Source organism: Bizionia hallyeonensis (assembly GCF_042657385.1).
GTDB classification, from domain to species: Bacteria; Bacteroidota; Bacteroidia; order Flavobacteriales; family Flavobacteriaceae; genus Algorimicrobium; species Algorimicrobium hallyeonense.
Genome location: NZ_JBHSLA010000001.1, coordinates 1,012,291 through 1,027,381, shown reverse-complemented (window position 1 = coordinate 1,027,381; position 15,091 = coordinate 1,012,291). Strand labels below are relative to the sequence as shown.

General features: G+C 34.8%; 10 protein-coding genes. All 10 read right to left on the bottom strand.

Annotated elements, in window-relative coordinates:
- Nucleotides 1-72: 72 nt before the first annotated feature.
- Complete coding sequence (locus ACFPH8_RS04615) at nt 73-453, bottom strand: cytochrome C oxidase subunit IV family protein (RefSeq protein ID WP_248397635.1); 381 nt, start codon at nt 451-453, stop codon at nt 73-75.
- Nucleotides 454-473: 20 nt separating this feature from the next.
- A complete protein-coding gene (locus ACFPH8_RS04610; protein WP_376858846.1) occupies nt 474-1,454 on the bottom strand; it encodes a cytochrome c oxidase subunit 3 in 981 nt (326 codons plus the stop codon).
- 137 nt (nt 1,455-1,591) lie between these two features.
- Nucleotides 1,592-2,173, bottom strand: coding sequence for a cytochrome c oxidase subunit 3 (locus tag ACFPH8_RS04605; protein ID WP_376858844.1), 582 nt, complete (start codon nt 2,171-2,173; stop codon nt 1,592-1,594).
- Between the two features lie 2 nt (nt 2,174-2,175).
- Nucleotides 2,176-3,069 carry a heme o synthase gene (gene cyoE / locus ACFPH8_RS04600; RefSeq protein WP_376858842.1) on the bottom strand — a complete coding sequence of 298 codons (894 nt, stop codon included), beginning with the start codon at nt 3,067-3,069 and terminating at the stop codon, nt 2,176-2,178.
- 60 nt (nt 3,070-3,129) lie between these two features.
- Entirely contained in the window at nt 3,130-5,235 is a 2,106-nt protein-coding gene (locus ACFPH8_RS04595; RefSeq protein WP_376858840.1) for a gliding motility protein RemB, read from the bottom strand.
- A 113-nt stretch (nt 5,236-5,348) separates the two neighbouring features.
- Nucleotides 5,349-6,143: an energy transducer TonB gene (locus ACFPH8_RS04590; protein ID WP_376858838.1), complete on the bottom strand. Its 795-nt coding sequence runs from the start codon at nt 6,141-6,143 to the stop codon at nt 5,349-5,351.
- Nucleotides 6,144-6,279: 136 nt separating this feature from the next.
- Nucleotides 6,280-6,999, bottom strand: a complete 720-nt coding sequence (locus ACFPH8_RS04585) for an energy transducer TonB (protein WP_248397623.1) — start codon at nt 6,997-6,999, stop codon at nt 6,280-6,282.
- 75 nt (nt 7,000-7,074) lie between these two features.
- On the bottom strand, nt 7,075-7,464 hold the full coding sequence (locus ACFPH8_RS04580) for a VanZ family protein (protein ID WP_376858836.1): 390 nt from the start codon (nt 7,462-7,464) through the stop codon (nt 7,075-7,077).
- Entirely contained in the window at nt 7,436-7,816 is a 381-nt protein-coding gene (gene gcvH, locus ACFPH8_RS04575; protein ID WP_376858834.1) for a glycine cleavage system protein GcvH, read from the bottom strand. Before gcvH ends, ACFPH8_RS04580 begins: the two co-directional genes overlap by 29 nt.
- Nucleotides 7,817-7,875: 59 nt before the next feature.
- Entirely contained in the window at nt 7,876-15,087 is a 7,212-nt protein-coding gene (gene sov / locus ACFPH8_RS04570; RefSeq protein ID WP_376858832.1) for a T9SS outer membrane translocon Sov/SprA, read from the bottom strand.
- Nucleotides 15,088-15,091 lie beyond the last annotated feature (4 nt).

Here is a 15,091-nt window from a genome sequence, read left to right as displayed (position 1 = left end):
GCTGCTTTCTCATAGTGCAAAAATAAAAAAAGGCGGTTTAAAAACCGCCTTTTGTAGAACATTTAACTTATATTAAAAATCGTGTTTTACAAAGCCATTTGTAAATATACTCTCTACATAACCACCTTCTTGAAGGAGGATGAATAATATATAACATATTAAAAACACACCGGTCCAAACACACATTCTTCTGAATGCTGCTGTTTCATCACGCATGTGCATGAAATCCCAAGTAATATAATAAGCTTTTACTATAGTTAAAATAATAAAAATCCAGTTTAAGAGACTCATGCCTAAAACTTTAGCCATCAACATTTCAGGTTTATAAATACCTAAAACTACCTCTATTGCTGTAACTATGGTCAGTAGTATTAATACTCCCCATATTTTTTGGGTGTTAGATTTAAACTTAACTAACCCTCTAAATATTTCTAATTTATGTGCGTCTGCCATTTTAACTGTATTATCTATAATTAAACAAGGTAGAAGAATGTGAATACAAATACCCATACTAAATCTACGAAGTGCCAATAAAGACCAACTTTCTCAACCATTTCGTAACTTCCTCTACGTTCATACGTACCTAAAATAACATTAAAGAAAATAATGATATTTAATAAAACACCAATAGATACGTGAAATCCGTGGAATCCTGTAATGAAGAAGAAGAAATCACCAAATAACGGTGGTCCGTACTCATTTTCCACCAAATTAGCACCTTCAACAACATGATTTCCTTTCGTTTTTAATTCAGTTAACGATTCATTTCTAGATAAGATGATTTTTTTGCCATTCTCATCGGAATATGTTGTTTTAACTAATATATTTGGGTTTGCTTCAAAACCTGAAACTACTTCGTTAAAGGTATAACTAGGTAAGTCTCTTTCACCAACATACCAAAGTCCATTTTTACGTTTATGCTGTTCACGACTAGAAGGTTGCGCTATAGCAAAATCTTTCAATGCAACACGTTTACCATCAGTATCTACAAATTGTATAATGTTACCACCATGCGTTGCAACTGCACCGTAATCACCTTTAATGAATGTTGACCATTCCCAAGCTTGAGAGCCCAAAAATATAAGACCTCCAATAACGGTTAAAAACATGTAAAGTGTTACTTTGGCCTTATTCATTTTATGACCCGCATCAACGGCCAAAACCATTGTTACAGAGGACATGATTAAGATAAACGTCATGAACGCTACATAAATCATTGGTAATTCTTGACCATGCAAGAATGGAACGTGGGTAAAAACGTCATCGGCAATTGGCCATGATTGACTAAATTTAAATCTGGAAAATCCGTAGGCCGCTAAAAATCCTGAAAACGTTAAGGCATCTGATACGATAAAGAACCACATCATCATTTTACCATAACTTGCTTTTAGTGGATCGTTTCCGCCACCCCAGGTTTTACCTTCTGTTCCAGTTTTTACAACTGTAGTACTCATATGTCTGGTTTAGTTAATAAAAGTTGCACAAAAATAATCAATTTATCTTTTTAAAGAAACATCCACTCTAAAATTTTGGACTCATTATGAAGATAATAAATAATACGGGTTTTTGGTCACGCTATTACTGGCGTAATTTAACCTACGAAATATAGGAATAAAAATAGATAGACCCAAAGTAAATCTACAAAATGCCAGTATGTTGCGATCAATTCAATACCCAACATTTGGTTGGAAGTATACTTCTGTTTAAAATGATTATAAATTACGACCAACAGGCAGATTAACCCTACAGCTACGTGTAAAATATGCACCACAGCTATCAAATAAATATAACTCATGGTAATATTACTGGTTGGCCCTGTAAAATTATAGCCTAATTCTATAATTTGCTGGAAGCCTACAAATTGATTATAAATAAAAACGATGCCTAAAACAAATGTGGTTAACAACCAAACAGTTGTCATTTGCTGATTGCTTTGAGACATACTGCGTTTGGCCATCCAAATTGTAATACTACTAATTACAATAACAATAGTACTTATTAAAAACGCTTGAGGCAGTTGAAAATCTGATGCCCAATCGGGCCTTGTGCTACTTACAACAAATGCACTAGTCCAACCGGCGAATGACATAATTAATGATAATATACCAAACCAAAGCATCATTTTTTTTGCTCTGCCTTTCTTCTCTTCTAAAGTTCCTTGGGTTAAATCCATGGTTATCTAATAAATTTGTCTACAACGTAGACTATTTGTAATAAGGTTATGTACAACACACTTGATAACATAAGTTCCTTAGCTGCTTGTACACTCATTTTTTTATAAAGTTGAATAGCATAATACAACATGCCTAATCCTAATATGAAAACAATTACAGCTGCCACTACAGACAATTGTAATTTTCCTGTAAAGCCAAATACCGGGACAATGGACACCAACAAGGTCCACACCGTGTACATAATGGTTTGTTTGGCTGTACCTTTATCCTGCTTTCCAGTTGGGAGCATGAAAAACCCCCCTTTTTTATAATCGTCAAATAAAAACCACCCAATAGCCCAAAAATGTGGGAACTGCCAAAAAAACTGCACGGCGAATAAGGTCCCTGGTTCAATACCAAAGTCGTTTGTTGCCGCTACCCAACCCAACATAAATGGAATAGCTCCAGGAATAGCTCCAACAAAAACTGATAAAGGCGTTTTTGTTTTTAAAGGTGTGTAAACACAGGTATATAAAAAGATGGAGATGGCTCCAAACATGGCTGTTTGCTGATTGATTGAATACAATATGCCAATTCCTAAAACAGTAAAAAGACAAGCAATTGCAAACGCAACATTTACAGACATACGTCCAGCCGCAACAGGTCTGTTTTTTGTACGATCCATTAAGGCGTCCAAATCTTTTTCAATAATTTGATTGAATGCATTTGAAGCACCTACCATAAAGTAACCACCTAAAGCTAACAGAAAAAGTGTTGTAAAGTCGACTGTTTCGGCACCTAAAAGATAACCTGCAATTGAAGAAAATACGACGCTTAATGATAAGCGCATTTTCGTGATTTCTTTAAAATCAGAAAGTATAGAATGTTTAACCGGTAAAGTGGCTTGCTTACTCAAAGTAATGGGTTGCTTTTTACGCGTTTATTGCGAGTGCAAAGATACCTTGAAAAGTTAATTCTACAAATCAAAATACCAATTAAATAAATCCGTTCGAATTCCGATATTAAACCAAACCGTATTACTTTTAAAAGTTGTTGCATTTACGGTATCTGGATTAAAGTTTCTAAAGGTAACATCTGCAAACAACTTTAAATTTGTTGCTGGATTTATTAAATAGCCCGCTTGCAAATTAGCAAACATAGTCGTTGACTTGTTTCCTTGTCCTACGGTAACACCATTGTCATAGGGTCTTTCGTTATAATCGCGGTAAATATCACCTCCATAACTAAAGTTATCTACACCATTATTAAAGTCCATACCACGCTCACCCATTACCAGTTTAGCATTTCCAAACCAACGTTTATAATGGTAACGACCAATTAACACCAATTCACTAAAATTAGCGCCCCATAGGTGCGCCATACTTTGATTATTATGCCCATAATTTAACACAACCGTATTATGAGAATACGTATAAGGACGCACACGATTATATTCTGCCTGTAACATTAGGTTTTTTACTTTAAAGGCTTCATAATATTTTATTCCTAATTGATAGCCGTATTTATTCTTCCAGCTTTTATTTCCACCAGTCATATCGGATAAGGAAAATTCATCTAAAATAAACTGACCATATAGGTTCATATTATCATTAAGCTTGTATTTAGCGGATAATCCCATAACAGCATTTCCAGCATCTTGCCCCGTTTCAAACTCAATGGCACGGTAAAAAATAATAGGGTTTAAATAACTAACATCAAATCCGCGATTATCAGATTTTGCCCAAATAACCGATTCAAAAAAGCCAATATTTAAACGCTTGGTAGCATTCCAACTTAAAAAATGCGTTGCCATATATTTGCTTAAATACGCACCTTCCGGATCAATTACATCTGGTCTTGAATCTTTTAACCACATCCATGTATTGGTGTATTTTATTTTCCAAAACGTGGTATTTAACTTTAAAAACGGATTTGGACTAGCTACATCACTCGTAAATAATGAGCGATAACCATCACCAATGAAGTTTTTACCTTGACCGAATTGAACATTAAAAAAATTCACAGGCGTAAAAGACACATATGCTTCGGCCACGGGATAATCATAAGAGTCTTTTTTAAAACGTTTTGCTATACCTCGTCCAGGGATAATAGCAACTTCATCTGCTGCCTTAATAGATTCGGCGTACTGATTATAATATTCTGCAAAACGCCCTTGACTTTCAAAGACAGACGCATAAAAACTAAACTTTTTTCCTAAACCTCCTTGAATGTTTACACCTCGTGTATTATTATAGGTTGAACTGAAATCGGCTTCGGTATCTTTTCCAACTTGAAAATCGAAAATAGGATCTACTGCAAACCAATAGTCCTTTCCTTCCACACGAACTAGACGTTCATTCCAAAGTTTTCGTCCCGCAAATGAGGATTTGTTTTTCGCCAAAGCGTCCTTTTCTGCTTCAAAATCGTAATATTTTGAAACATCTTCATACATATAAGGTTTAGAACTTGTATGACTGTTTGTTCCTACTAAATTAATATTTCTTCCAAAACGCGAATAATATTCATGCGTAAAGGGAATGTTTAATTGACTGGTATATTCCTTATTAGAAAACGGTTTTAAATTGGCGTTTACACTATCATATTCCTGTTTAGCACCACGTTCTAATTCGGCCATTTCTTCATCTTTTGACAAATCTTTGGTAACAACAGTTTGTTGCACCAATGGAATTTTTAAAGCGAAAGAATACTGTTTGAAAGTTGGATTGCCATTGTAGGTTGCTGGTTTAATTTTTGGAAACGCATTAAAAACACGTTTGGCTTCATCCTTCAGTTCCGCGTAAATCGCATCTACATAAATAACTCTGAAAGTTCCTTCTTTATCAACTTCGAATAAAATAACCACATCACCCTGATAGTTTTCTTCCGAAACTACATCAGGAACTTTAAAGTTGTTAAATACATTATTAAAAACTTGATTATCAAAACAGGTTTGAAGCGTATGGATATCTTCCGATTCACAATCTGGAAAAACGGGTGGTTTTTCGTAAAATTTATTTGTTTGTGCAAAAATGCTACATTGAAGTAAAAGAAGCAGAATAATACAGGAGTTCTTTATGTTCATTAAGTATGGATTTATGAGTGTTGAAAGATACTATTTTTTTAATAATACGCCTATAAAAAAGCCGTTATCATAGCTTCTATAATAACGGCATTCCTATACATAAATTGTGGCAATTAGTATTCTACTTTAAATGCAATGGGCAGGGTATAAAGCACATCTACACTTTTATTACCATGTTGTGCTGGTTTCATTTTAGGGAGTTTATTTACAACACGCTGCGCTTCTTCTTCCAAATTTACATGTGGTGCTCGTGTTTTTAAGATTTCAATATCACCATTTTTAGTGATTTTAAAATTGACATATATTTTCTGCACGCCGTGTAAACCAATTGCTTGCCCTTTTTCTGTATTAAATTGGTCTTTTACAAAGCTCTTTACTTTCGCATTTAAGCATGCACGACGTTGTTCATTGTTAGTTGCTGACTCACAACCGGGAAAAACTGGCACTTTTTCTACCAACATTATATTGATGGGATCTTCGGGTAAATCAACGAGATGAATATCACTAGAAGTCAAATCTGGTGTTGCATTGGAGGTGTCCGAACTTAAAAAGGTTTCTGTAGTTTCCGTTGTTGGATCCGTATTTTTTATTACATCTATAACGGGCGAATCGGTTGGTGCTTTCTTATTTTCAACAAGGGGTTCGTCCACAGGTTCTTTGTAAACCTGATAACTATTCATGGAAAATTCAGTGGGTGGTTCATTTACAACCCCCATTTCTGGAAGCGTTCGGTCCACCGTTTGAAAACTCATTTCCAACAAGCCATAGGCAACGAGCAGACAGAGAATTAAACCCACCTGAAAGTAAATAGTTGCGTTTTTTTGTAAATTTACATCATGCTTATGATGTTTTTTTACGGAAGGAACACTTTGCAGAGTGTTGACTTTCTTTTTGTTTAAAAAGTTCATAATACTACAGTTTAGATGCCTGCCTAATGGCAAGCAAGTTAATATTATGTTAAAAAAGCAATAAGCATACCAAAAAAGAAATCCCGTTACTAAAATAGTAACGGGATTTTAATTGTATATAAAAAAGCGGTTTTGCTTAATCTTGAACTTGGAACTTTATTGGTAAATAGTAAGGTACTCTTACCGCTTTTCCACGTTGTTTTCCTGGCTTCATTTTAGGTAACAAACCAATTACACGCATAGCTTCTTTTTCTAAACTTGGGTGTGGTGCTCTTGCTTTTACATCTACAATATCACCATTTTTATCAATTTTAAAGAAAACGCGAATTTGTTGAATTCCGGATAATCCCAATTCTTGCGCTAAATCTGTGTTGAATTTTTTCGCGATGAAATCATTCATCTTTTTATTCATACAGGCTTTTTTAGCTTCATTGTTTCCACTTTCACAACCTGGGAAAACAGGCACATTTTCAATAACTGCAAACGGAACTTCCTCTATTTCCTCTACCTCTTCTACTTCAACCTCTTCAATTTCAACAATTTCTTCTTCTTGACTTGTTTCCGTTGATTCGATTACGGTTTCTTCAACCTCTTCATCATCTTCCACAATTTCAATCACTTCTGGCGCTGCAGGTGGCGGTGGTGGTGGTGGTGGCGTAGCAATGGTTTCAGTAATTGGAACTTCTTCTTCCAACTCTTCTCCCATATCTAAAGTACCGATATCTATCAATTCTTTATCATAGGTTTTATAGTTAATAGCATAGTTTGTTAAAAACAACATTAATGCTAAACCAATGGCAAAGAACAGTGAGCTGTTTCTACCAACGTTTGCTTTCGGATTTTTTTTAGGTTCCATAGTTATCTATTTATTACTGCTTGCTAAAATAACCAATAAATTGGTAATTAAACAAACGATTAATATTATTTAACGTCACTTTTTTTTGTAGAAGAGCACTATAGAAGCCGCAATAACGACACCTCCCATATTTGCTGTAACATCATACCAATCAAAAGTACGCGTGTTTGTTAATTCTTTTTGTAACACTTCAATAATTGTACCAAATGCAATACTAGCAGAGGTTACAATGCGTAAAGCTTTAATTTTTGTAAAATTGAAATGGGCGGTAAGGGTATAAAACCAAACCAGAGTTAATAGTGCATACGCTCCGAAATGGAAAATCTTATCACTAAATGATGGCACTAAATCCTCAATCTTATCAAAATCTAATGTCAATAAACTTAACGCCAATAGCGAAACGGTATAGCCAATAGAAATTAATAAGGCGTACTTTTTAAGCACCAATAAGTTCTTTATATTCATCTGCAGACATAAGTCCGTCTACATCTGATACGTTAGAACATTTAACTTTAATCATCCAGCCTGCGCCATAAGGATCTGAATTTACCGTTTCTGGAGCATCCTCTAAAGCTTCATTAAACGCAATGATTTCACCAGCTACTGGTAAGAATAAATCAGACACTGTTTTTACAGCTTCCACAGAACCAAAAATCTCATCTGCGTCTAATGTATCGTCTACAGTTTCCACTTCAACATAAACAATATCACCTAATTCGCTTTGTGCAAAATCTGTAATACCTATGGTTACAACATCTCCTTCTAACTTAACCCACTCGTGGTCTTTTGTATATTTTAATTCGGCTGGAATATTCATAATTATTATATTTTTTTACAAATGTATTTATTCGCTTTATATTTTCAAACTAATACGCATTAATTACCAAATGTATATCTTAAAGTAATTCCTGAACGAATAGTAGTCTGTGGGAATGCAGTTGAAATTGCGTATTCGGAAAAAGCATAATCAAAGTAAAAAATTCCAGTTAGATTTTTACTAAACGCATAATCTGTTGAAAATTTTAATGACCAGATGGTCTGACCAGATGTAATTTGGTTATTATCCAAATCTAAATACCTAATAATAGTTTTGTTATCACGTACGGAAACATCTGCTTTCATATTTAAATCGCTAACAATACGTTTTTTCGGTCCTGCTAGTTTTGTTTTAATTCGGACATCTTTAATGCGGTAACCCAATCCTACAATATATTCATTTCCTTGAATTTCTGTCATTAAATTATTATCGAAACTCAATGAAAGAAGTCGGTCTTTTTTCATTTCAAGCAAAATTTTAATGGAGCTTTTCATTTCCATATCAATACGGAATAGCGGGCTAAACATTTCGCTTAAATTAATATTACTGTATAGTTTTTCGTTCTTGAAATTTCCACTCTGATCCACCGCTGTTGGGTTATCAGCATCGTAATCTAAATTGGAACGGAATTGGTTAATAGTATAATTAGAACGGTAACCATGAACAATAGAAAAACGCTTAAATTTATCTTTAAACCATTTTAAATTCATTAATCCTGTGTACTTAATATCCCAGTTTGGAATTGGCACATCCCTGAAAGCACTCAATGAAACTTTTTCAGCTTTCTGACCGGAATAAGCTGATAAGAAGGATGGTAACAAGACAGCCTGACTGTTTTTACCAAATCCTACCGGATAGCCTTCTGCATCTACTGCATAGCCAGCATTACCGTAAAATTCTTGGGCTAATCTGTTAGCTACTTTTAATCGGTTGGACCTGAATTCATTGAATGTTTGCGATTGGGTTTCATCACTTGCAGTGAATGCTGTTTTTATTAATACAGTAGAAATATTAAAGTTTCCAAAGGCATTTGGCGTTAAGGATTCATACTCTAATTCGCTCCCTAAATCATTCACACGGTAATTTTCAGTATAGTTTTCCGAGTACATTCTGTTACCTACAATATCAATTTTCAGGTCATTGAAAGGTTCAATATTTGCAGAAAAATCCAATTGACGTGTTTTATTTACACGATACTGATCATTAAAATCAGGATATAAGGTTAACCAACCACGTCTTGCTGCCATATTTCTAACATCATTTTGACTACCAAATGTAAAGCCAGCTGTTGGTTTTAAAGTACCAATAAATCCTGGAGTTTGTAAATATCCTGGTAAATATGTACCACTAGTTTCGGCATAATTAAACTGAATACGTTTAACTGCTGTAACAATGCCAATTCCTGTATTTAAAAGCTTGGTTCCCGTATTGTTTTTAGATACTTTTTTAGCATCTGCTACTGGGCCATCTTTTGCTAGACTCTCTTGGCCTGGAGGTGTTGGCGTTCTTTTTACATCACGACTATTAGCGGCCGTTTTACGAATAGTTTTCTTTTTCAGCCCAACATAATTATACAATTTGTTCATATTGAACGTTGTATTTAGATTGTGCTGATTGGCATTGGAAATGGTATTTCCTAAATCGTAGGTTATACCGTCCACTTCCAAATCGCCAAATAAATCTGATCCTTTTTGCCATTGGAATTCGCCACTATAGGAATAGGTGGCATCAATAAACGCAAAGGTTGGGATCTTGTTTATTGGTATTTCATAATTAATACCCAATTGTTGATACTGTGTGTTTGGATCTCCCACATCAAAGAAACCATCCCAAACATCTAAACTTGGATCTTGTTCTCCATTGCGAATATTGTTTTTGAAATAATTCCGAACAATATTCACGTTAGACGCCGTAAAATTCATAGTTAAGGACTTGGTTAAATTGTAGTTTATCGTGTAACCAAAATCAAAGGTATAATTACGTCTGTACAATTCTTGAAGACCAATATTTCCGCCTCCTAAATCTATCTCTCTAAACTTTTGTTTATTAAACTGCCTGTTAATATTAGAATTTACCGTAAAACTTGCAGGTACAGGATTAATATTAAAGTCTTTTAAGATTTTCCAATATTTACCCATAAATAAGGAATCATTCTTCTTGAAAGGTTCTATACTTAATGGTGCAAAATTATAGGCATAATTAACACCTGTTCTTACATTTTTATCAACCGCACTTTCAATTTCAAAATCGCGATGTTCTATTTTATTGAAGGAGTAATTAACGGTAAAGTTTTCCACATCATAAAAACGAGGTGCAGATTCCCCGGTTCTAATTTTACGAACACCAATGAAATTAATACTCTTTCGTTTGGTGAAATTTTCGTTGACATTTAAAATAGAATCTTGATCTACATTATTATCCAGTTGCGTTTGCAATTCTATATCCCTATAAAATTCATCATACTTAGGAGTAATGCGTTCTTCACCAACACCATAATTAAATGGTATTTGAATACCCCATTTTTCAGGAAGTAACTGACCAACATTAACATTGGTTACTATATCATACTGCTGAACATCTTCACGACTCCGTTCTTGAGGGCCTTGTTCTATACTTCCAAACCCTGATGTACTTTTACGTCCAGTTGCACTAACACTAGCAAAATCTGCTATATTAGAATCCATACTTAAAACGGCTGCCCAACCACCTTCGCTATCCATATCTGATAAACGCAATTCGTTAAGCCAAACAACGGCACATTTGTTAAGTGCAGATCTGTTTTTAACACCAACCATTAAAGTTCGGATATCGCCAAAATTTGGATTACCAACAATAGCGATACGATGATAATTATCGGCATCGCCAATTCCAACAGGCAATGGATCGTACTGATTGACAGCTGCTGCACTTAATTGTTCTCCAATAACCTCATAATAGGTTGGATTTAGACTGCTAATATTTCCAGCTGCTATTGATTTTGATTTTATATCTTGAAGTAATTCTAATGGTAAATTTATTTGATTGGCTTCTGGCCAAAGGGCTTCTCTTGAAAAGCCTTGTGAGACTTTAAGAGGCACCATGATTTCATAATAGTTTTGAGTTAAATCATTACCCATTCTAATAAAACCAAATAAATCATCATCATTTAATCCTGGCTGATCACTTTCCTCTGCGTGCATGTACATACGTAACCGTTTGTACTGACGCATATCCACATTTATATTTTTAAATACAGCACGTCCATCTTCAGATTCCAACCCACAAACATCTAATAATAAAGATTGTTCATTCTGTCTAACTACTGTATTATTATTAAAAAGCTCTTCTGGATCTACACCTGGAGGCGACTGGTAACTACCATCGTTTTTTAACGTACTAACAACTCCTACTGAAAATTCGGTGTTATCTAAAGAGGGATCACCTTCATCGGTATCTAATGTTTGTGAATAACGACGCCATTCGCTACGCACTAAATCTAATGTTCCAAAACGCAATACTGTTTTCTCGGTAAATTCTTTTAAAAACATTCTAGCAAAACGAATGGAACGTAAATCGGAAATTCCTCCTATTGCTGTTCTATCAATATCATCAACCGGGATTCTAAATTGATACCACTTTGGCACCACCGTTTGTCCGTTTGGTAGACTTCTAATTTGATTTTCTTTAATATCAACAATGTATGGATTGTTAATATTTAAATCGCCTGGCTTAATATCCAATTCATACTCATAATAACTATCTATGGTATTCATGGTATTATCTCGGTTTACATCTTCAACATCTGGTTGGGTTGTAGAACCACGATTGGTATCGGAAAACGTGTCTGGTGAGTTACCATCTACACCATTATAATTTTTATAGCGTTGAAAAATATCACCATCTACGTTTAAAAAGTAGGAATAATTGTCATTTGCTGGATCCGGTAAGGCCGAATAATCTGTAAAAACTGCGCGTTCATCATCATCACTCAAACCATCATAACCAACATCTTGATTAGTACGTTCGTCTCCAGTTGTATCAAAGGCATAAATTAAGGACTGATTTTGCGGATAAACCGTATTCCAAGAAGGCGATTGCGGTAAAACGCCAATAACGTTCCCGTCAATTGGTAAGCCATTTTCATATAATTTACGACCGTCTTTAACAACGTCTTCAGAGATATTACCTAAATTAAATACCAATTTACCTCCTGGATTAGTCGTGTTTTCTTGAAATGGATCTTGTAACCAAAATTCAATATACTCAACGTTTGCTTGTTCAAAATCTGTAGAGGTTAATCCTCTTGTAATCCCTGCCCAACTGTCTTGCGGATTGGTTAAAGTGCCATTTGGAATATCAACATTGTTTGTCTGGAAATTATAAGGACCACGTTCTGTTGGATAGTATGCTAAATCCAAAGTATAAAGAACGGTTGTTTGACCTTGCGCGATATCTTGGGCTGGAAACAATTCATTTATAAATACGCGACTGGTAAATAAATCAGAAATATCATCATCTGTAATCCCATCGGGACTTCTGTTGCTATAGAAAATAGGATCAATAGTATACCAGTTTAGCATGGCACGATCAAAACCTTGAGCAATACCGTTTTGGTCATCGTTATTACCGTTTATACCACGAGGTCTACTAGATAGAAACCACGATTGTGGTGATTTTAAATCGATATTATTTTGCGATCCTTCAAAATCATCCACGTACGAAGTGGCTTCACCTTGAAAATCAGTGCCTTTTGGAGAACCTGGTGCTAAATAAGCAAACTCACCACGAACCGATACGTTGGACATAACATCTGTATCAATATTTGGAAGTTTATTTACTAAACGGGTTAAAAATGGCACTTCAGTAGAGTAGTTTCCATTAAATCCGAAAATATGATTATTAATAGGCTCTTGACTGTAATTTGCCTTTTGCGTAATAGGTCGTTCGTTTAAGTGCAACCAGGCACCACCAATAACAAAGTTTTCATTAAACTTATGTTCCACATTTACACCCGTAAAACGTTTTGTTTGCTGGCCAAAAACCGCATTGTTTTCCGTTGAAACTTGAATAGGTGTATTGGACGCTTTTAAGGCTTCATCTAAAATTTGAACCGTTCCTGCACCATAGTTTACGGTATAATCTACACCTTCCACTAACGTTCTACCACCTGCCGTAACGGTAACCGAACCACGAGGCACATTAAATGCTCCAATTGGAATGCCATCACCACCTTCAGATTTGTAACGTCCTTTTAATAAAAACTTGTTCTTATCAGCTTCTTCTAAAGCTGCGGCCTTGGTTTGCTTATATAATACATCATAAACATATTTCGCCTGGTTAGCATTATAGGTTAAATCATTGTTATAATCTTCTGCATTGGATAATGATAAGGTGTTAAATAAATATTCACCAAATGGTTCTACTTTTGTAAAAACAATTTTACCATTTTGTGGTAAAACGGTAATTCCCGGTACAAAATCGAAAAATCCGTCACCATTAGTTTGCGGATCATTATTAAAGTTTAAGCGGTCTAAATTAAATAATCGTAATAACGTGGTTTCCTGAATAGGATTCCCTTCAAAATCTGGAAATGGTGTTCCAGCAACAGGGGAAATAAAATTTAATGGTGAAGCTTCACTATAAAAAATATTCAATTTAAAATCCTCTTGACTCAATTGATACGCGCCTGTATCATAAATGTTTTTCATCATTAAGTCCCAAATAGGCTGTTGCACATTTGTAATTGGACTTTTTAATAATTTTAAAACTAACGTACTATTTGTAACCGTTGTAATAGGCCCAGAATTATCAATTCCGGTTGGATCTACACCTCCATTGGCAAATTCACCAACTTGATATACTTGTCCGCCAACGGTATATTGGAAGGCTACAGCTACAACTTCGTCATTATTTAAGCGTTGATTTAAGGAAATATAACCTAATTGCGTATCAACAGTATATTCTTGACCTTCCGTTAACTTTCTGGCATTTTCTAATTTCGCATAATCAGAACCTTCATTAACAGCACTTGAAAGACTTCCAAAACCTTGTTGAGCGGTTGCAATGTCACGAATATTATCATTTAAAACAGACCCAGAACCAATGGCTGTAGGATCATAATCGTTATTTCCGTTATCAGGAAATGCATTAGGTCCTGCATTTAAAAATCCGGGAGGAATAGGGTTTAATAAAATATCATTAGCGGCTGGATTTGGATTTGATTCCCCTAAATCCTGAAGTGCGACAATATTTCGAACATTTTCCGTTCGATTGGTTCTATTGGTAACCCAAACTTCAATACGGGTAATTTGAACATTGGTATTAATAAACGGATAATTAGCTAAAGCGTCATCGTATTTATCTCGAAAGTAGTGCGCTAAAAAGAAGTGACGGTTTTCATCATAATCGCGCGCAAAGAAATCAAATTCTTCTAGCGTTCCACCTCCTTGAGCAACTACGGTTCGCCTGTCTGAACGTTGTTCAGAGAACACACCAGTAATGGTTGTTCTTCCAAATTGTAATTGTGTTTTAACACCAAATAAACTTTGTGCTCCTGTAATTAAGGAACTATTTAGTGGCATACTAACATTACCAACTTCTATTTTCTGAATAATATCATCCTCAGTTGGTGTGTATTCTAATTTGATTAAATTTTGAAAATCGAAGGTGGATTCGGTATCATAATTAGCTGTTACTTGCAACCTTGTTCCTACTTTACCGAGTAAACTTAAGCTGATACGCTGATCAAAATCAAATGTGAAACTACTTCTATTTCTGGGTGAAAAGGCTGGATTATCTTGTTTGGTAAATAAAACACCTAAATCCATTTCTACCGAACCCTGTGGAATAACCTCAATAGTATTACTTCCAAAAATAGTTTCGAAAAAACCGGAATTGATATAAAATTCAGGTAATAAATTTTTCTGTTCTTCCTCGCTACCTTCTTTGACACCATCAAAAGCATCAATTTTTTGTTTGTAATACGATTGTAAACTTTGCCTTACTATTAAATCCTGATACTCTTCTGGTGTTAAGATTATGGGATAGTTAATATTGAATTCGCCTACTGTTTCTGTATAAATATAACGATCCGTTATGGGATCATATTTATATTTAGACTCAATACTCGACGGATTTGGCATTTGCATATTGCCAAAATTAAACCCGGTTTGTGTTGAATCTTGTTCTACAGGTTCTGTTTGCGACCAGGCTAATACGGAACACAAAAGCGCACTGGCAACAAGTACGTAATTTTTTAAGGATTTATATAAATTAGGGTTGGTTGTATTCAAAATC